Source organism: Haloarcula rubra, assembly GCF_019599465.1.
In the GTDB taxonomy this organism is placed as follows: domain Archaea; phylum Halobacteriota; class Halobacteria; order Halobacteriales; family Haloarculaceae; genus Haloarcula; species Haloarcula rubra.
On sequence record NZ_RKLR01000007.1, the window covers coordinates 17,584 to 34,931 of the forward strand.

Here is a 17,348-nt window from a genome sequence, read left to right on the forward strand (position 1 = left end):
CGAGGTGGTAAAACTCCCGGTCACTGCATCTCGTCCAGCGGGACGAACGCCGACCGGTCGGCCGTGAGCCACGTCGACATCCGTGGCACGCCGGAGAGGCCGGGCGGGTACATCGTACATCGGTCGGACCCGTCGGCGTACTGCACGACCGTCAGGGACAGTTCGACGTCTAGGTCGTCGGGACCACCGCGTGCGTCACCGGTCACCCAGTCCGGGTCGAGGCTCATTGGCTCTATCCGACGGGTCGTCCATCACGGATAAAACGCCTGCTAAGAGCTCTCTATACGGCTATTGAGCCGTCTATGCGGTCTGTCCGGTGTCGACTTCGCCGTCGATGCGGACGAAGCCATAGTCACACTCGGGGCAGTGCCACTTGACCTTCGTCCCGAGGTGCATCGTCGTGCTGGCGACCTTCCAGAAGTCGCGGTACTCCTCACACGCCGGACAGTAGTGCTCCAGTTCGAGGCTCATGCACTACGGTTCTGTACGGCCCCAATTGAAGGTCCCGGTTTCGGCCGGTTCGCGGTCCCACCGGCACCCGAAGACGCAAACCGCTCGCGCCCGTCCCGCCCGTATGGGACGACCGGACCGGGAATCGACGCGACCGACCGCACTGGCACTAGACGCCGCGGCGCCGCGGCCCGAGGCCACAGAGACGGCGACGTTCGGCATGGGCTGTTTCTGGGGACCGGACGCCCGCTTCGGCGCCATGCCCGGGGTCGTCCGAACGCGCGTCGGGTACGCGGGCGGGAACGACCCAGACCCGAGTTACTACTCGCTCGGCGACCACACGGAGGTCGTACAGGTCGAGTACGACCCCGAGGAACTCGCCTACGAGGACCTACTGGACGTGTTCTGGGCGAACCACAGTCCGTTCTCGGCGCCGCACAAGCGCCAGTACCGCGGCGTCGTCCTCGTCCACGACGACGCCCAGCGAGAGGCCGCAGAAACGTCGAAGGCGGCGCTCGAAGAGCGTACCGGCAAGACGGTCCAGACGTCGATCGAGACGCTGACGGAGTTCTACGGGGCAGAGGCGTACCACCAGAAGTACGAACTCCGGTCGACGCCGGTCGTCGCCGACGAACTCGAAGACGTCTACGGCCCGGCGTTCGTCGAGTCGACGGTCGCCGCCCGCCTCAACGGGTTCGTCGCCGGCCACGGCGACGACGACCAGCGGCGCGACCTGCTCGCCGAACTCGACCTCACCCCGGCGGCCCTCTCGGAGGTCCGCCGACGGCTCTGACCCCGACCGGGCGGTCTCGCCGGACGCCTCGCCGCGCGCCCGAACGGTTCGCCCACGGCTATAAGAGCGTGGCAGACCCACTTCCGGTATGACCATCTACACCGGCCGCGGCGACCAAGGGCAGACGGACCTGCGGACCATGGACCGCGTCTCGAAGGACTCCCGCCGCATCGAGGCCTACGGCACCGTCGACGAGGTGAACGCCCTCGTCGGGGTCGTCCGACCGACGGGCTACGACGACTTAGACGACCACCTCCGGGAGGTACAGAACCACCTCCACATCGTGCAGGCCGACTTCGCGAACCCACAACCCGACGAGGACGACCCGCAGATAACCGAGGCCCACGTCGACGAGATAGAGGCCATCATCGACGAGGCCGACGAGGAACTGGACCCCCTGGAGTCGTTCATCCTCCCGTCGGGGTCCGAACCCGGCGCGAAACTCCACCACGCGCGGGCGGTCTGTCGCCGGGCCGAGCGCCGGTCCGTCTCGCTGGCCGCCGAGGAGGCCGGCGTCAACGAGACGGCCATCGTCTACCTCAACCGCCTCTCGGACGCGCTGTTCACTCTCGCGCGACTGGTGAACAAGCGCGAGGGCGTCCGCGAGGAGAGCCCGGACTACTGACGACAATCTCTGCATTTTTCCGCGTCGGGGCGTTTCGTCGAGGCAGGAATGTCGGACACAGTCTCGCCCGATGTCACGGTACGCGGTCCGGACGGCGACCCCGAAGTGACGGTCGTCGCGGGGATACACGGCGACGAACCCAGCGGGGTGCGCGCCATCCAGCGAGTCCTTGACGCGGGCCACGAGTTCGAGCGCCCGGTGCAGTTCGTCTACGCGAACCCGCCGGCGCTGGCGGCGGACCGCCGGTACGTCGACGTGGACATGAACAGGGCCTTCCCGGGCGACTCGGACAGCGAAGCACAGGAACAGCGGCTCGCCGCCGAACTGCTGGACGTCGTCGGCGACACGCCCACCCTCTCGTTGCACGCGACGCACTCGCAACCGGAACCGATGACGCTGGTCTCGCGCGAGTACCCGACGGCGCTGGAGACGGCGGCGGCGCTCCCGACGCCCTCTGTCGTCGACACGAGTCGGAACGTCGACGGGACGCTCAACCAGTTCGCCCCCGTGGTCACGGTCGAAGCGGGGCGACAGCGGACCGAGGACGCGACGGACACGGCGACGATGCTCGTCGAGACGTTCCTCCGGATTCACGACGTGCTCCCGGGCGCTATCCCGGAGGGCGACCCGACGTTCTACGAACTGGACGACGTCGTGGAGAAGCCAGACGACGCACCACCGGGCGCGGCGTGCAAGGAACTGTACGACCTCGAAGCCGAGAACTTCGAACTGGTCCCGGAAGGCACCGTCTGGGCGACCATCGACGGCGAACAGGTCCTCGCCGACGAACCGTTCGTCCCCATCCTGATGTCCGAGTGTGGCTATCAGGACATCTTCGGCTACAAGGGGTTCGTCGCCGGCGAGACGCTCTCGGACGCGCGGACGTACTGGGAGATGGACTGACGGTCGCGGCGCACCACTTGTCGTACGACCGCACGGCGACGCCCCGGACTACCTCGGGGGTGGCCGTGCCGATGCGGACAGCGACGCGCCGGCGTGCTCCGGCTATCGTTATAGAGGGCCGTCTCACACCCGTCGACCGTCGTCGAGTCGTTCGCATCTGCTGAATAAAGGATGCCAAACTGGCATTTTATAAATAGGAGTGGTTGGTGTCTTGATGTGTCTGTGAGGCGAACCGTTAATCGTGCTGAGTGGTGACGTTCACCATGAAGTACGAAGCCACGACTGTGCGGCCGTCGACGGCGGCTCGTTCGACAGGTACGTCACCAGACCCGGCACGGCCGAGCGGGGGCCCGAGGCCCCGGCTGTCGGTCGCAGGGCAACGTCGCCCGCCTGACCGGTGCGTCGGTGGAGACGAGGCCCATGAGCACTGACGACGACGTCGTGGGCGAGTTATCGGACGGCATCCAGGTCGAGTTGTTCCACCCGGACACCGACCGGAAAGCCGGCGACACGAACGTCCGCAAGTGGGGGGTCGACGTCCACCCGAAGGTGTTCCCGCTCTCCTGTCTGGTTATCGCCTGCTTCGTCGGCCTCACGCTGGCGTTCAGGGCACAGGCCGCGGCCGTCTTCGACGCGGTTCAGACGGCCATCTCGGCGACAGCAGGGTGGTTCTACATCCTCTCGGTCAACGTCTTTATCGTCGCCATTCTCTACTTCGCGTTCAGCAAGTACGGCAGCATCCGTCTGGGCGGCGTCGAGGCGGAGACGGAGTTCAGCGACTTCGCGTGGATGGCGATGCTGTTCAGCGCCGGCATGGGCATCGGCCTCATGTTCTTCAGCGTCGCCGAACCGATATTCCACTACGGGGCCGTGCCACCGTTCTTCGAGGGTGTCGAGAGCGGGACGGCCGCGGCCAGCGGGGCCGCGATGGCGACCACGTACTTCCACTGGGGACTCCACCCATGGGCGATATACGGGCTGGTCGGCCTCGGACTGGCGTTCTTCTCGTTCAACCGCGGCCTGCCCCTGACCTTCCGGTCGATATTCTGGCCGCTCCTCGGTGACCGTATCTACGGGTGGACGGGCCACGTAATCGACGTCCTCTCGGTCATGGCGACGCTGTTCGGCCTGTCGACCTCGCTCGGAATCGGCGTCCAGCAGATAAATGCCGGCGTGAACGTCCTCTCGCGTCAGTTTCTCCCGGTGACCGTCCCGCAGACGATTGGAGTGCAGATCGTCCTCATCGGGTTCATCACTGCCATCGCTACGCTCTCGGTCGCCGCGGGACTGGACGGCGGGGTCCGTCGTCTCAGCGAACTCAACCTCTACCTGATGGTCGCGCTGCTGGCCCTGATGCTGGTCCTCGGCCCGACGCTGTTCCTCCTCGGCACCTTCGTGTCGAGCATCGGCACGTACGTCGGCGTGCTCCCGGAACTGGCGTTCTGGACCGAGACCGCCGGCGGCACGACGTGGCAGAGCGGGTGGACGATATTCTACTGGGGCTGGTGGATATCGTGGTCGCCGTTCGTCGGGATGTTCATCGCGCGCATCTCGAAAGGGCGCACCGTCCGCGAGTTCGTGCTCAGCGTCCTCCTGCTCCCGTCGCTGTTCTCCTTCTTCTGGATGTCCGTCTTCGGCGGGTCGGCGCTGTTCGTCGAACTGGAGACGCCCGGGACGCTGGTCGACGCGGTCGACGCCGACGTGGCGACGGCGCTGTTCGAGATGTTCTCGTTCTTCCCGCTGACCGCGCTGCTGTCGGTGCTCGGCGTCGTGCTGGTCGTCACGTTCTTCGTCACGTCTTCGGACTCCGGGTCGCTCGTGATAGACCACCTGACCTCGGGTGGCAAGCACGACGCGCCGGTCGCTCAGCGTATCTTCTGGGCCGTCATCGAAGGCGTCATCGCGGCCGTGCTACTGGTCGGCGGCGGGCTCGGCGCGCTCCAGACCGCCTCCATCACGACCGGGCTCCCCTTCGCGGTCGTCCTCCTGCTGATGTGCTACACGGTCTATCTCGGGCTGGACCGCGAACACGAGATCATGGAGTCCGAGGAGTTCGCCGAGTGGCTCGAACGAATCGAAGCGCGGGACGCGGCGGCGCTCGCCGCGGACGACGTACCGACCGAGCACCGGGACAGCGGCGACTCGGCGTCCGTAGACGGGTAGCCGTACGGCTTCGGACGCTCGACCGGTTACCACCGGTCTGCCCACCAGCTACTTGTCGGATGGTACCGTGGTACGGACCGATGGCAGCGACGTTCGAACTCTACACCGACAGTGCAGACCAGTGGCGGTGGCGGCTTCGCCACTCGAACGGCAACATCATCGCCGACAGCGGCGAGGGCTACGCCAGCAAGGCGAAGGCCAAACAGGGTATCGAGAGCGTGAAGTCTAACGCCCCGGACGCCGACGTCGAAGAGCAGTGACGACCGGCACGGGTTCGCAATAGCAAAGTGACCGGCCCGGAAGGGTGAGGTATGAAAGCGACCGCGAAAGCCCACCCGATTCAGGGTCTGGTCAAGTATCACGGGATGCGCGACGAGGAGCTCCGCCTCCCGTACCACGACAGCATCTCGGTCTGTACGGCGCCGAGTCACTCGAAGACCACCGCCGAGTTCGACCCGGCCCGTGAGGACGACACCTACGTCATCGACGGCGAGACAGTCGAGGGCCGCGGGGCCGAGCGCATCGACGCCGTCGTCGACCACGTCCGCGAACTGGCGGGCATCGACCACGGCGTCCGCTTCGAGTCGACGAACAACTTCCCGACCAACATCGGCTTCGGCTCTTCCTCGTCGGGTTTCGCCGCCGCCGCGATGGCGCTCGTCGAGGCCGCCGGACTGGACATGACCCGACCCGAGATTTCGACGGTCGCCCGCCGTGGCTCCTCGTCTGCGGCCCGCGCGGTCACCGGTGCGTTCTCGCACCTCCGGACGGGGATGAACGATAAAGACTGCCGGAGCGAGCGCATCGAGACCGACCTCGAAGACGACCTGCGCGTCGTCGCGGGGATGGTCCCGTCCTACAAGGAGACGGAGGCCGCCCACGCCGAGGCCGCCGACAGCCACATGTTCGAGGCCCGGATGGCCCACATGCACGGCCAGATTTCGGATATGCGAGACGCTCTCTACGACGCGGACTTCGACCGGGCGTTCGAACTCGCCGAACACGACTCGTTGTCGCTGGCGGCGACGACGATGACCGGTCCCGCGGGGTGGGTGTACTGGCAACCGCGCACCATCGAGATTTTCAACGCCGTGCGGGAACTGCGCTCGGAACACGACGTGCCGGTCTACTTCTCGGTGGACACCGGCGCGAGCGTCTACGTCAACACGACCGAGCAGTACGTCGACCGCGTCGAGGAGACGGTCGCCGACTGCGGCGTCGACACCCGTGTCTGGGACGTCGGCGGCCCCGCCCGCGTCCTCGACGAGGACGCCGCGCTGTTCTGAAGCTACTTCTGACCGACGGGCTGGGACAGGACTATCCCGCTCCGGACCCAACCAGTTGCCATGCGCGTCGCCGTTCTGGGTGCCGGATACGCCGGCCTGACACTCGCTCGCTCGCTCGAACGGACACTCCCCGAGGCCGTGGACCTCGTCGTCGTCGACGAGCAACGCGACCACCTCGTCCAGCACGAACTCCATCGAGTCGTCCGACGGCCCTCGCTCGCCGACGACATCACCGTCTCGCTGACCGAGGTGCTCGACTGCGAGGTTCGGCGGGCCGAAGTCACGGACGTCGACGCCGACGCGGGGCGCGCGACGCTCCGGACGGCCGACGGAGGGGAGACGCTGGACTACGACGTCGGTGCGGTCTGTCTGGGGGCCGAGACGGCCTACTACGACCTCCCGGGCGTCCGCGAGCACGGGACGCCACTCAAGCGTCTCGACCACGCCCGGCAGATTCGCGAGGACTTCCTCGCGCTCGGCGACGGTGACAGGGTCGTCGTGGGTGGCGCGGGCCTCTCCGGCGTGCAGGTCGCCGGCGAACTCGCGGCGTTGGCCGACGAGGAGGCCGTCGACGTGGAGGTCGTCCTGCTAGAACAGGAGGCCCACGTCGCGCCGACGTTCCCCGAGTCCTTCCAGCGAGCAGTCCACGAGTCACTGGTCGACGCCGGCGTCACCGTCCGCACCGGCACCGGCGTTTCGGGGGCCGACGCCGACGCCATCGCGCTCGAATCCGGCGACCCCCTCGCCTACGACCAGTTCGTCTGGACCGGCGGGATTCGGGGGCCCGAGGCGTTACACGACGAACGCCCTGTCGTCCGGGCCGACCTCAGACTGGGCGAGTCGACGTTCGCCGTCGGGGACACCGCCCGCGTCGTCGACAGCGACGGCGAAGCGGTGCCGGCGAGCGCCTCGGCTGCCATCCGCGAGGCCCGCGTCGCCGCCGACAACGTCGCCGCACTCGTCGACCACCGCCTCGACGGCGACGGCGGGTTCGAACCGCGCCTGACGCAGTACAACTTCGACGTGCCGGGGTGGCTCGTCTCCGTGGGGAACGACGCCGTCGCGAAGGTCGGTCCCACGGTGGTGACCGGACGGGCGGCGCTCGCGCTGAAGACGACGGTCGGCGCGGGCTACCTCGGTAGCGTGGGCGCCATCCAGAACGCGACGGACCTCGTCCGGGAGGAACTGAACGTGGCTGTCGACGAGGCCGACGTCGACGCGGACGTGCCGGACGTGGTCGACGTCTCGGAGAAGTAGGCCGCTCAGTCCTCGCTGGTCGCCGCTTCGAGTGCGTCGTCGGGTTCGACCCAGATGACGAACTGGTCGTGGTCCTCCCGGTCGACGACGCCGCGGACGTACTCGGCGTCGACCGGCGGGTCGTTGACCTCCGACTCGGCGACGGGGACGACCTGCCGGACGCTGTCGACGACCCATCCGACGGCGCCCTGTTCCTCGAACACCTCGGGGTCGAAGACGACGATGAGGTCCTGACTGCCGTCCTCGGGGATGTCCATCATCTGCTTCGGTTCGAGGATGGTGGTAATCTGCCCGCGCAGGTCGACGACCCCCTCGACGTAGTCGGGCGTGTTCGGGACCCGCGTCACGGCGTCGCGCTTGACGATTTCCTCGACGTACTCGATGTCGAGACAGTAGTACTCCTCGCCGAGGGCGAACTCCAGTACGCGGACGAGTTCCTCGGTCTGGGTCGCCGCTTCGTCCATCGCGGCGCCGCGTGCGCCCTCCGTCCGACCGGTCTGGCCCGTCGCCATCGCCTCCTCGAGGAGTTGCTGGTCGGGGAGTTCGACGCCGGTCGGGCCCTGCATCGGGGACGCTGTCGCCGAGACGTCGCCGGGTTGGGTCGCGGTGCCGGCGTCGGCGTCGGTCCCCTCGCCTGTAATCTGTGCGGCGGCGGCCGCCGCCCGTTGGGCCACCTCTGTCGGGTCCGCCTCGGTCCCGGAGTCCTCGCCGGCCGCCTCCGTCTCGGCGTCGCCCTCGGTGGTCGTCTCGACGGGTGGGTCGTCGGTCGTCCGCTCGGAGTCGGACGTGTCGGTGCCGGGCGCCTCGGCGTCCGTCTCGGTGGTCCGCTCGTCCGTCGACGCGGTCGATTCGCCGTCGTCGGCTTCGTCGTCGTTCCTGTTCCCCGTGCGCATCTCCCTGATACGCTCTGCTCGGTCCATGCGGTCGTCGTCACTCATGCTGTTACCTCAGTGTAGCCGAACTGTTCGTCGAGCGTCGCGGCGATGTCGCTGAAGACGTCGGCCATGTCACAGCGCTCCTCGGTCGCGAAGATGGACTTCCCCTCGGTGTAGGCCCGCTGGAGGGCCACGCGCTTGCGGACCTCCCACACGGGACTGTCCGGGAACGCGGCGTCGAACCACTCCAGCATCATCTCGTCCTCGGACGTCGTCTCGATGCGGTTCGCCACTACGCCCAGCGTCCCGATAGTGGTCCCGGTCTGGCGCTCCATGGCGGCCATCTGGTCCATCAGGAGTTCGATGGCTCGCTCGGAGGTGGCTTCGGCCAGCGCCGGGATGAGGATGTTCCCGGCGGCGTACACGCCGGTGTCGGTCAGTTTCCCGTAGAACGGCGGCGAGTCGACGACGACGTAGTCGTAGCCCGTCACCGTCTCCAGCGCGCGGTCCAGCGTGTCCAGCGCGTGGTCGCCGGTCACCGTCTCCGGCGTGACGTTGATGGCGAACTGCGAGAGCGCCGCCGGGTCGACGTCGTACCCCTGCGTGCGGACCCGGGCGACGAGGTCCGCGATGGTCAGTTCGTGTTCCGCCTGGAGCATGTCGATGCTGGAGGGAACCACGTCCATCTCGTCGTGTTCGACCACGAGGTCACCCAGTAGCGTGGGGTCGCTCGTCAGGGCGTCGAACAGCGTCGGTGGCTGGGCGTCGTACACTTCGGTGAGGCCCAACCCTTCCGTCGCGTTGCCCTGCGGGTCGAGGTCCACGAAGAGGACGTCCCGGCCACGGTCGTTCAACGCACCGGCTACGTTGATGGCTACCGTCGTCTTGCCGGTCCCGCCCTTCGCGTTCGTCACGCAGATGCGAGCGGGGTCGGTCGTTGCGTGCCGGCTCATCGTCGAAGTGGCTCCACCTCGGTCGTGGGTCACTATAAAAATACGCCCCCGATTATCAACGGCGTAACTCGGGGCCGGCAGACGAATCGGCGGGCAGGCGGCGTGAGCGAGCGTCTGACGGCAGTCAGACGGGGTGCAAGATTTAACTTAGCGTAGATAAAATGGAGAAGATATGACTATCAATCCGCGCGACTACGACCTCGACGAGTTGCGCAAGATGGCTCGCAAGCGCGGTGACCGGAGCGGCGGGGTGGGTGACGACGAGGAGATGCCGGACCCGTCGAATCTGGGAGTAGGGCTCGAAGACGCCGACGAGGAGGTACTGGCTGGCAGTTCCTTCCGGTCGGGGCTGTACCGCGAACTGCTCCCGTTCCTCGCCGGCGACGGACAGGAGAAACCGTACCTGACCTCGCTGCCAGAGACGTACGCCGCCGAGTTCGTCGTCTTCGAGTGGCTGGAGTTCCTGTTGATGCACTCCGGGTATCAGGGCGCCGACGAAGCGCTGGACTACTACGAGTCCATCGACTGGATAACCGAGGCCGTCCAGTCGGACCTCTCGGACTACCTGCTGGGCATCGACGAGTCCTCGACCAACGACGGCAACGACCTCAGCGTCGACGACCACATGCTGAGTCTGGTGTACATCGCGAAACTCACCGCGATGACCTGAGGTCGGTATCAGCGCTGATTCTTGACGTGAGGTTATATACCGGGGCGGCGACAACACGCCACCGTACATGAGTGACGACGACGCGGAGGCCAGTGGTGGAAGTGGCCGTTCGGTCCCTATCGGTGTGAAACTCGGTAGCACCCGGACGGTCATCGCCCTCCCCGACGAACACGGGACCGAGAACCGCATCATCAAGACGCTGACCTGCATGGCCACCTACGAGGACGCGCTGACCGGCGAGGAGAAGGTCCTCTACGGCGAGGAGGCCGCCCGCGAGTACCCCGACCGCGTACAGTACATGCTCCGGTCGGGCCTGCCGGAGGACAGCGACCGCGCGGAGATGACGAAGACGTTCTTCGAGGCGCTCATCGAGGAGAACGACCTCCCGGCCGACAGCGGTGTCGTCTACGCCATCCCGACCATCGACAATCCCACCGGACTGGAGAACCTCCGGGCGGTCATCGAGGACTCCTCCATCGGCCTCGACATGGTCGAGAGCTACCCCGAGTCGCTGTGCGGGTCGATTCCCGCCTTCGGCGACGACCTCGAGGCCATCGACGAGATATTCATCTCGGTCAACATGGGGTCGACGAACCTCGAAGCATCTGCCTACCGCCGCGGCGAGCAGCTCGCGCCGTTCACGACGGGCGCGGTCACCGGCAACGAGGTCGACCGGATGATAGCGAACTACGTCGAGGAGGAGACCCAAGGTCGGGTCAACATCGACACCCAGACCGCCCGCGAGTACAAGGAGGAACACGCCGACTTCGAGGCGTTCGAACCCTTTACGGACATCATCCAGCAACCCGGCGGCGGCACCCACGAGTTCACCATCGAGCGCTCGGTGATGGACGCCGTCGACGAGTATCTGGACGACGCCGTCGACGAACTCGCCAACACCTTCCTGCCGGAACTGGCCAACGACTACATGAAGGTGTACAAGTTGGCGCTTGACCGCCCCGTCGTCCTCACGGGCGGGATGGCCTGCATCCCCGGCATCGTCGAGGAGTTCGAGCGACGACTCAGCGAGGAACTGAACCGGGAAATCGAGGCGACGGCGGCCGACCAACCGGACGTCGCACCGACCGTCGGCGCACAGCGCATCGCCGCGCGCCTCGTCGAGAACAGCTAACCGCTCCAGCAGTCGAGCCACCGCTCGACGACCGGCCGCATCGCCCGGTCACGCCGTGGCCGCTCACCCGAGAGGATGGCGAACACGTCGGTGTCGATTCGGACGTCCAGTCGCCCCTCGACACGGTTCTGTCCCCCACTGTGGTCCGTCGTATCCAACCGTACCCGTGGCATGGCGCTGGCTATGGAACCATGATTTGTAAACCTCAGTCAGACGCCCGTCTGCCGTCTCGACAGTCGGAAAGCCGCACACAAAGGTAATTGAAGGACGGAGCCATAATCACGCTATCGACGCGAGAAAGTAAGGTAGATACCGGAAAATTCCACCGAGTATTATCGGATTAGATAAGTGAATATCATAGTCACCGACGCTGTACGCCGTATTGATGGGTCAGGTTATCAAAGTAGATAATCGAGGGGGTACCACACCCGACGTACTCACTCGGATCGGACAGGGTGGGTTCCTGTCCACGGGCTATCTCTGCGACCGGCCGGCCGCGGCGGTCCTCGACGACGCCGAGACACCACAGTTCGTCCTCACGAACCGCAAGAACGGCGTCAGTATCGAGTCTCCGTCGTCGACCGACCACGTCACGCCGGGCAGTGGGTATCGGACAGTCGCCGTCCTCACCGACCGCCGCGTCGTCGTCCTGGTGGGTGACGCGGACGGCGACACGCAGTTCGCCGTGCCACTGGTCGAAATCGAACAGGTCGAACACACGACGAGCATCCGGCGCGGTCGGCTCACCTTCCGCCGCGAGGGCGGGTCGACGTGGCACGTCCACACCGGGGCCGACGGACTGGCCGAGGTCGCCGACTACCTCGCCGCCGCCTCGCAGGCCTGGATACGCGTCGAGAACGAGTGCAACAGAGTCACACAGACGCTCGTGACCGCCACGGACCACAGGGACGACGGCGAGTACGACGAGGCGCTCTCGACCGCTCGGCGCGCCGAGGACCACCTCGAAACCGCGCGGGCGACGGCGTTGCGGTTCTCGACGGACCGACCCGGCGACGCCCTCCGCAAGCGACTGGACCCGGTCGAATCGCGCTGTGTGAACACCGTCGCCGAGATTCGGGTCGGCCGCGCCAGACAGGCCACGGACGAGGGCGAGGCCCACTGGCGCGAGGACGACTACGAGGCCGCCTACGAGGCCTACGAGCGCGCCCGGAGCGAGTACGAGGCCGTCCTGTCGCTCGACCAGACCCGCCTCGACGACGTCGAGGGGATACGCGAGGAACGGGAGCGCCTCGACCGCATCGTCGGCCACCTCGAACAGTCGCCGCTCCGTCGTGCCGTCAGGGCCGACAACGCGGCCGTCGACGCGGACGACCCGGCCGTCGCGGCCGACCGCTGGACGGAGGCGATGGCTCACTACCGGCGCGTGCTGGAACTGGACTGGGGGAGCGGCGACCGGCGTTTCGCGGGCGACCCCGAGAAGGTGCGCGACCGACTCGGGACCGTCGCGGAGCAACTGACCGGGGCCCAGCGAGCGGTCGCCGTCGACGCGATGCGGGCGGGGGACTGGTACAGCGACGCCGAACAGTACGAGGCGGCACTCGCGGAGTTCGAGGCCGCCGCCGAGGCCTTCGAGACGGCGCTCGCGACGGCCCGGGACTGCTACCCGGACGCGGTCGACCACCTCGAAGCAGAACGCGAGGCGGTCACACAGCGTATAGAACGGACCGAAGCGATACTGGCCGGCGACGAGGTGGGCGACCACATCGAGGGCGACGCGGACCCGGACTACTCGGTGACGGCGACCATCGGCGACCCGGTTCCGGAGGACGACGGCCCGACGGCCATCGAGGCGGCCATCGAGTCGACGGGGACACGGCCCGGGCCGTCCCTCACCGGACAGGGTGCCCCGGAGTCGACGGCGGCGCGCCTCCGTCGACTCGACCAGCACGAACTGACGGCGGTGGTGGCAGACGCCCTCGACGAGACGGTGTGGTCGACCGCCGAGGCCGACCAGTCGCCGTTCGACCTGCTCGTCCGGCGGGACGACGACGTGATGGGCGTCGTCGTCGCGGACTCGGGGGACGAGGCGGTGGGTGCGGCGGCCGTCGAGCGCTGTGCCGACCTCGCGTCCGACGACGACGTCGACGCGGCGTTGCTCGCGGCGGCGGTACCGCTCGAAGACGGACTCTCCTCGCTCGCGGCCGAACGGGACGTGCGAGTCCTCGACGGCGGCTCGCTCTCGGCTATCGTCGACGCACAGGACGTCGCGCTCCCGGAGTCGACGCGGCGCGTTCTCGAGGAGTAACCGACGTCTCGGCGGTTCTCGCAAGCGCCGAATACCGGCCGCGCGACCCGGAGCACTCCCGGTCTGGCTCTATCGGAGGCCGACTCGGCCACGCACTACCGGGAAAATCACCCGAGAGCGGCCCGAAAGAACCAACGCTTAATACTGCCGATAGTCTATCATCAACTATAATGTACTGTTCGCGATGCGGCACACGGATGACGTACAACGACGAGACGACGAAACTGACAGAGTTCGTCTGCCCGAACTGCCACGACACGCTCATCGACTGGAAACCTGAGGCCCGGAACGCGCGCATCGACTGACCCGACAGCACGGTTTTCGCCGCCTCGGCCGGTCGGAAGAGGTTCCGCCGCCCGTCCGGTCACGTTCGCACAGGAACAGACACGAACGATTGCCGAATCCTTTTATATTTGAAAGGGTGAGTTCCCCCAATGGTAGAGTCGCGACGTGTCGGCTGTCTGTTCGTCGACGCCTGTTCCGACGAACAGGCAGCAGCGTACGAGTGGTGCGAGGAGACGTTCGACGACGTCGAGCGGTGTTCCCTCGCAACTGTCGACCCGACCGACTACGACGTCCTCTGGTGGCACCGGGACGATCCCTTCGACGGGGAGGCGGTCGCGGGCCCCGAAGGAGAGGCACTCGCCACCTACGTCCGGTCGGGCGGGGCGCTCCTGCTGACGCTCGGTGCGATGGCCGCCGTCGAACCGCTCGGGTTCGACCCGGTCGGCCCCGACGCGGTCGGGTGGGAGGAGATTCCGGAACCCACGGGACCGCTCTGGAAGGCGCTGTACGCCGACCACCCGGTCGCCGAGGGGTTCGACACGCTCCGCGTCCACACGCGCGGTCCCGGGGTGACGGTGCCCTACGCCCGATACGAACACGTCGCGCCGATGGAGGGCGACGTCCTCGCCAGCACGGCGCGGGGCGACACCGACGTCGTGAAAGGGATGGCGACAGTCGTCTGGGAACCCGACGAGGGACGCGTCCTCGGCATCGGTTCGGCCGTCTCCTTCCGCCAACCGACCCACGACATCTGTCACCGCAACCGCGAGACGCTCGTGTCGAACGCGCTGGAGCACCTCGTGGACGGCGACGCGGTCGGGTTGACCGGCCGCCCGAAAGACGTGGCGACGCTGACGGAGATGCGCGGCGAACTGGCCGACGACTCGCTCCGCCCGACGTACCACGTCACCCCGCCGGCAAACTGGCTCAACGACCCGAACGGCCTCATCCACTGGAACGGGCAGTACCACCTGTTCTACCAGTACAACCCGACCGGTCCCTTCCACAACACCATCCACTGGGGCCACGCGGTCAGCGACGACCTGATACACTGGGAGGACAAGCCCGTGGCGCTCTCGCCGTCGCCGGACGGCCCGGACCGGGACGGCTGTTGGTCCGGGTGTGCGGTGGACGACGACGGCACCGCGACAATCCTCTACACCGGCGGCCGGGACAAGAAGCAGTTGCCGTGTATCGCGACGGCGGCCGACGAGGACCTCTCGTCGTGGGTCAAAGACCCCGACAATCCGGTCATCGAGGAGACGCCCGCCGAACCCGAAGTCCTCCGGACCGAACACTGGGAGGGCGAGTTCCGCGACCACTGCGTCTGGCGCGAGGACGGCGTCTGGCACCAACTCATCGGCGCCGGCATGGAGGGCGGCGGCGGCGCGGCCCTGCTGTACGTCTCCGAGAACCTCCGGGACTGGGAGTACCGTGGGCCCATCCTCAGCGGCGACCGCGACACCGCCGGCACCGTCTGGGAGTGTCCAGAACTGCTGGACTTCGGCGACAGGTACCTCCTGCACGTCTCGAACTACGAGGACGTGGTGTACTTCCTCGGCACCTACGAGGACGGCGAGTTCACGCCCGAACGCCGGGACAAACTCGACCACGGCGACTTCTACGCGCCCCAGTCGATGTGGACCGACGACGGCCGCATCCTCACGTGGGGCTGGGTTCCGGAGGCACGGGACGTGAGCGCCCAGTGGGACGCTGGCTGGTCCGGCACCATGTCGCTCCCGCGCGAACTGACGCTGGCCGACGACGGCGGCCTCTGTCAGCGGCCCGCGCCCGAACTGACCGACCTCCGCGGGGCCAACACCCACCACGACGAACTCCGCCTGTCGAGTGGGGACCGCCGGCGTCTGGACGTCGAGAGTCGCACGTTCGAACTGCGTGCGACGGTCCGACTCGAGGACGCCGAAGCCGTCGAACTCTCCGTGCTGGAGACGCCCGACCGGGCCGAGCGGACGCCGGTTCGATACACCCGTAACAGCGAGATATTCGTCGACCGCTCGACGTCGAGCCACGACCAGCAAGCGACCACCGCCACCCAGCAGATGCGTGTCACGCCGTACGACTCGCCCCTGTCGCTACGGGTGTTCGTCGACGGGAGCGTCGTCGAAGTGTTCGCCAACGAGCGCCACTGCCTGACCAGTCGGGTCTACCCGACGAACGAGGACGCGACCGGCGTCTCGCTGGCCGCCGAGGGGGGCCGTGCGACGGTGGCGTCGCTCGACGTCTGGGAGATGGAGAGTGCGTGGGACGCGGAACGCGACCCGAGTCCCCGCGAGAAACCGTCGATACGGCGCTGATTCAGTCGGAGGCGTAGCCGCCGCGGTCGTCGTCGTCCGTCTGGGCACGGCGAATCAGTTCCCGCTCGGTCGGCGGCAGTTTCTCACCGGCCATCGGGACGTGCCAGTGACCGAGTTTGCCGACGATACGTGTCTTCGTCCCTTCGACGGTCAGTCTGAGCGTCGGGCCGAGCGTCCCGCCGAAACGTCGCATCTGCTCCGACTCGGGGAGGTGGGCGATTTCGTCCAGCGTCTCCCCCGCGAAGTCGTAGTAGTTGAAGAAGCTCTGGACGAGCACCTCGTCGTCGTGGGGGAACGCCATCCACGAGTACGACTGGAACGGCGCGTTCTCGGGATTCGTCGCGACGAGGCCCGACTCGTTCAGCGGGACGTAGTCGCCGCGCAGTTCCTCCGCGACGAAGCCGTACAGTGCGTCGTACCCCTCCAGCCCCGGCGCGAACGTGTGGAGGTGGCTGGAGATGAAGAGGTAGTACAGGTCGTCCGTGTAGACGATGTGGGGCCGTTCGAGTTCCTGGTTGACGCCGACGGCGTCCAGTAGCGGGTCTTCCAGTTCCCACTCCAGTGGGTCGCCAGTCGGCGAGCGTGCGATGCCGACGCTGCCGTTGAACCCCTGCTGGGCGGCGTCGCCGTCACACACGTCGCTCCCCTCGGGAACGGGTGAGTTGGCCTCGAAGAGGAGCCACGTCTCGCCCGTCTCGGGGTCCTCGAAGAACCACGGGTCGCGGAACGTGTATATCATCGCGCGGGACTGGTCCTCGCGCTCGTAGCGCTCGCCGTCTGGGTGGAGGAGTTCGTGGTGGGTCCACGGGCCGCGCAGGGAGAACCCCTCGGCCGTGTCGATGGTGCCACCGCCGGCCCCGACGATTCGCTGGCCGTAGGTCAGGTCGTCCGCGCCGTCCTCGCCGGCGGCGGTGTAGAACAGGTAGACCGAGCCGTCGTCGTCGTACAGCGCCGACCCGGCCCACTGGCGCTGACCCAGTGCGTCCTCGAAGACCGGGCCCCCGTCGTGCCAGTCGCGCCCGTCGTCCGAGTAGAAACAGCGGATGTTCGCGACGTCGTGGCGCTTGCCCGGCAGGAGGTCCGAGGGCGCGGTCAGCGAGAAACAGACGCGGTAGCCGTCCACCTCGGCGAGCGTGCCGTCCCGGTTGCGCAGGAACCACGTGTCCCAGATGTGGAGGTGCGGAATCTGGTCGTCCTCGGGCGGGTAGATGACGGGCGCGACGGTGTCGTCGGTCCGTTCGATGCGTGCCGCGTGTTCGCGTGTCCAGCCGGCGCGGGCTCTGAAACCGGGAGCCCCGTCGCCGAGCGAGTCGTTAGCCATGCTTCGGTGTGTGTCCACGACCGGGATAAGGGTTTCTGGATGACTACAACTGCT

Annotated in this window: 16 protein-coding genes and 1 pseudogene; 11 read left to right on the plus strand and 6 right to left on the minus strand. The window is 67.3% G+C overall.

The annotated features are described in order from the left end of the window. Nucleotides 1–20 precede the first annotated feature (20 nt). Complete coding sequence (locus EGH21_RS15735; RefSeq protein WP_236035600.1) at nt 21–227, minus strand: DUF7511 domain-containing protein; 207 nt, start codon at nt 225–227, stop codon at nt 21–23. A 73-nt stretch (nt 228–300) separates the two neighbouring features. Next, nucleotides 301–471, minus strand: coding sequence for a DUF7838 family putative zinc beta-ribbon protein (locus EGH21_RS15740; protein ID WP_220619440.1), 171 nt, complete (start codon nt 469–471; stop codon nt 301–303). Between the two features lie 103 nt (nt 472–574). Here EGH21_RS15740 and msrA point away from each other — a divergent pair, with 103 nt between their 5' ends. The 7 genes and pseudogenes from msrA (at nt 575) to EGH21_RS15775 (ending at nt 7,477) form a co-directional block, all read left to right on the plus strand. Beyond that, nucleotides 575–1,243, plus strand: coding sequence for a peptide-methionine (S)-S-oxide reductase MsrA (gene msrA, locus EGH21_RS15745; RefSeq protein ID WP_220619441.1), 669 nt, complete (start codon nt 575–577; stop codon nt 1,241–1,243). Between the two features lie 88 nt (nt 1,244–1,331). Further along, nucleotides 1,332–1,868 carry a cob(I)yrinic acid a,c-diamide adenosyltransferase gene (locus EGH21_RS15750; protein WP_220619442.1) on the plus strand — a complete coding sequence of 179 codons (537 nt, stop codon included), beginning with the start codon at nt 1,332–1,334 and terminating at the stop codon, nt 1,866–1,868. A 48-nt stretch (nt 1,869–1,916) separates the two neighbouring features. After that, nucleotides 1,917–2,771, plus strand: coding sequence for a M14 family metallopeptidase (locus EGH21_RS15755; protein ID WP_220619443.1), 855 nt, complete (start codon nt 1,917–1,919; stop codon nt 2,769–2,771). A gap of 420 nt (nt 2,772–3,191) precedes the next feature. After that, complete coding sequence (locus tag EGH21_RS15760) at nt 3,192–4,934, plus strand: BCCT family transporter (protein WP_220619444.1); 1,743 nt, start codon at nt 3,192–3,194, stop codon at nt 4,932–4,934. A gap of 80 nt (nt 4,935–5,014) precedes the next feature. Continuing rightward, a pseudogene (locus EGH21_RS15765) lies at nt 5,015–5,194 on the plus strand (HVO_2922 family protein); the annotation flags it as partial. A gap of 51 nt (nt 5,195–5,245) precedes the next feature. Beyond that, complete coding sequence (gene mvaD / locus EGH21_RS15770) at nt 5,246–6,220, plus strand: phosphomevalonate decarboxylase MvaD (protein WP_220619445.1); 975 nt, start codon at nt 5,246–5,248, stop codon at nt 6,218–6,220. 60 nt (nt 6,221–6,280) lie between these two features. Next, entirely contained in the window at nt 6,281–7,477 is a 1,197-nt protein-coding gene (locus EGH21_RS15775) for an NAD(P)/FAD-dependent oxidoreductase (protein ID WP_220619446.1), read from the plus strand. A 5-nt stretch (nt 7,478–7,482) separates the two neighbouring features. Here EGH21_RS15775 and EGH21_RS15780 read toward each other — a convergent pair whose 3' ends face one another. Together EGH21_RS15780 and EGH21_RS15785 are read right to left on the minus strand one after the other, a co-directional pair. Continuing rightward, a complete protein-coding gene (locus tag EGH21_RS15780; protein ID WP_220619447.1) occupies nt 7,483–8,415 on the minus strand; it encodes a chemotaxis protein CheW in 933 nt (310 codons plus the stop codon). After that, a complete protein-coding gene (locus EGH21_RS15785; protein WP_220619448.1) occupies nt 8,412–9,305 on the minus strand; it encodes a ParA family protein in 894 nt (297 codons plus the stop codon). Before EGH21_RS15785 ends, EGH21_RS15780 begins: the two co-directional genes overlap by 4 nt. Nucleotides 9,306–9,477: 172 nt before the next feature. Here EGH21_RS15785 and EGH21_RS15790 point away from each other — a divergent pair, with 172 nt between their 5' ends. Both EGH21_RS15790 and EGH21_RS15795 read left to right on the plus strand, forming a co-directional pair. Further along, nucleotides 9,478–9,975, plus strand: a complete 498-nt coding sequence (locus tag EGH21_RS15790; RefSeq protein ID WP_220619449.1) for a FlaD/FlaE family flagellar protein — start codon at nt 9,478–9,480, stop codon at nt 9,973–9,975. Nucleotides 9,976–10,042: 67 nt separating this feature from the next. Next, nucleotides 10,043–11,107: an actin-like salactin gene (locus tag EGH21_RS15795; RefSeq protein ID WP_220619450.1), complete on the plus strand. Its 1,065-nt coding sequence runs from the start codon at nt 10,043–10,045 to the stop codon at nt 11,105–11,107. On the opposite strand, the gene EGH21_RS15800 is transcribed toward EGH21_RS15795, so the two are convergent. Continuing rightward, a complete protein-coding gene (locus EGH21_RS15800; protein WP_220619451.1) occupies nt 11,104–11,280 on the minus strand; it encodes a hypothetical protein in 177 nt (58 codons plus the stop codon). The genes EGH21_RS15795 and EGH21_RS15800 overlap by 4 nt on opposite strands. Nucleotides 11,281–11,492: 212 nt before the next feature. On the opposite strand from EGH21_RS15800, the gene EGH21_RS15805 reads away from it, so the two are divergent. Both EGH21_RS15805 and EGH21_RS15810 read left to right on the plus strand, forming a co-directional pair. After that, nucleotides 11,493–13,373 carry a hypothetical protein gene (locus EGH21_RS15805; RefSeq protein WP_220619452.1) on the plus strand — a complete coding sequence of 627 codons (1,881 nt, stop codon included), beginning with the start codon at nt 11,493–11,495 and terminating at the stop codon, nt 13,371–13,373. Between the two features lie 434 nt (nt 13,374–13,807). After that, a complete protein-coding gene (locus EGH21_RS15810; RefSeq protein WP_220619453.1) occupies nt 13,808–15,973 on the plus strand; it encodes a GH32 C-terminal domain-containing protein in 2,166 nt (721 codons plus the stop codon). 1 nt (nt 15,974) lies between these two features. On the opposite strand, the gene EGH21_RS15815 is transcribed toward EGH21_RS15810, so the two are convergent. Continuing rightward, nucleotides 15,975–17,294 carry a glycoside hydrolase family 68 protein gene (locus tag EGH21_RS15815; protein WP_220619454.1) on the minus strand — a complete coding sequence of 440 codons (1,320 nt, stop codon included), beginning with the start codon at nt 17,292–17,294 and terminating at the stop codon, nt 15,975–15,977. Nucleotides 17,295–17,348 lie beyond the last annotated feature (54 nt).

Coding starts and splice junctions, on each gene's coding strand:
- EGH21_RS15800 (WP_220619451.1), bottom strand. CDS start 11,280: ATGCCACGGGTACGGTTGGATACGACGGACCACAGTGGGGGACAGAAC.
- EGH21_RS15780 (WP_220619447.1), bottom strand. CDS start 8,415: ATGAGTGACGACGACCGCATGGACCGAGCAGAGCGTATCAGGGAGATG.
- EGH21_RS15735 (WP_236035600.1), bottom strand. CDS start 227: ATGAGCCTCGACCCGGACTGGGTGACCGGTGACGCACGCGGTGGTCCC.
- EGH21_RS15775 (WP_220619446.1), top strand. CDS start 6,281: ATGCGCGTCGCCGTTCTGGGTGCCGGATACGCCGGCCTGACACTCGCT.
- mvaD (WP_220619445.1), top strand. CDS start 5,246: ATGAAAGCGACCGCGAAAGCCCACCCGATTCAGGGTCTGGTCAAGTAT.
- EGH21_RS15810 (WP_220619453.1), top strand. CDS start 13,808: ATGGTAGAGTCGCGACGTGTCGGCTGTCTGTTCGTCGACGCCTGTTCC.
- EGH21_RS15750 (WP_220619442.1), top strand. CDS start 1,332: ATGACCATCTACACCGGCCGCGGCGACCAAGGGCAGACGGACCTGCGG.
- EGH21_RS15815 (WP_220619454.1), bottom strand. CDS start 17,294: ATGGCTAACGACTCGCTCGGCGACGGGGCTCCCGGTTTCAGAGCCCGC.
- EGH21_RS15755 (WP_220619443.1), top strand. CDS start 1,917: ATGTCGGACACAGTCTCGCCCGATGTCACGGTACGCGGTCCGGACGGC.
- EGH21_RS15760 (WP_220619444.1), top strand. CDS start 3,192: ATGAGCACTGACGACGACGTCGTGGGCGAGTTATCGGACGGCATCCAG.
- EGH21_RS15740 (WP_220619440.1), bottom strand. CDS start 471: ATGAGCCTCGAACTGGAGCACTACTGTCCGGCGTGTGAGGAGTACCGC.
- EGH21_RS15785 (WP_220619448.1), bottom strand. CDS start 9,305: ATGAGCCGGCACGCAACGACCGACCCCGCTCGCATCTGCGTGACGAAC.
- EGH21_RS15805 (WP_220619452.1), top strand. CDS start 11,493: ATGGGTCAGGTTATCAAAGTAGATAATCGAGGGGGTACCACACCCGAC.
- msrA (WP_220619441.1), top strand. CDS start 575: ATGGGACGACCGGACCGGGAATCGACGCGACCGACCGCACTGGCACTA.
- EGH21_RS15790 (WP_220619449.1), top strand. CDS start 9,478: ATGACTATCAATCCGCGCGACTACGACCTCGACGAGTTGCGCAAGATG.
- EGH21_RS15795 (WP_220619450.1), top strand. CDS start 10,043: ATGAGTGACGACGACGCGGAGGCCAGTGGTGGAAGTGGCCGTTCGGTC.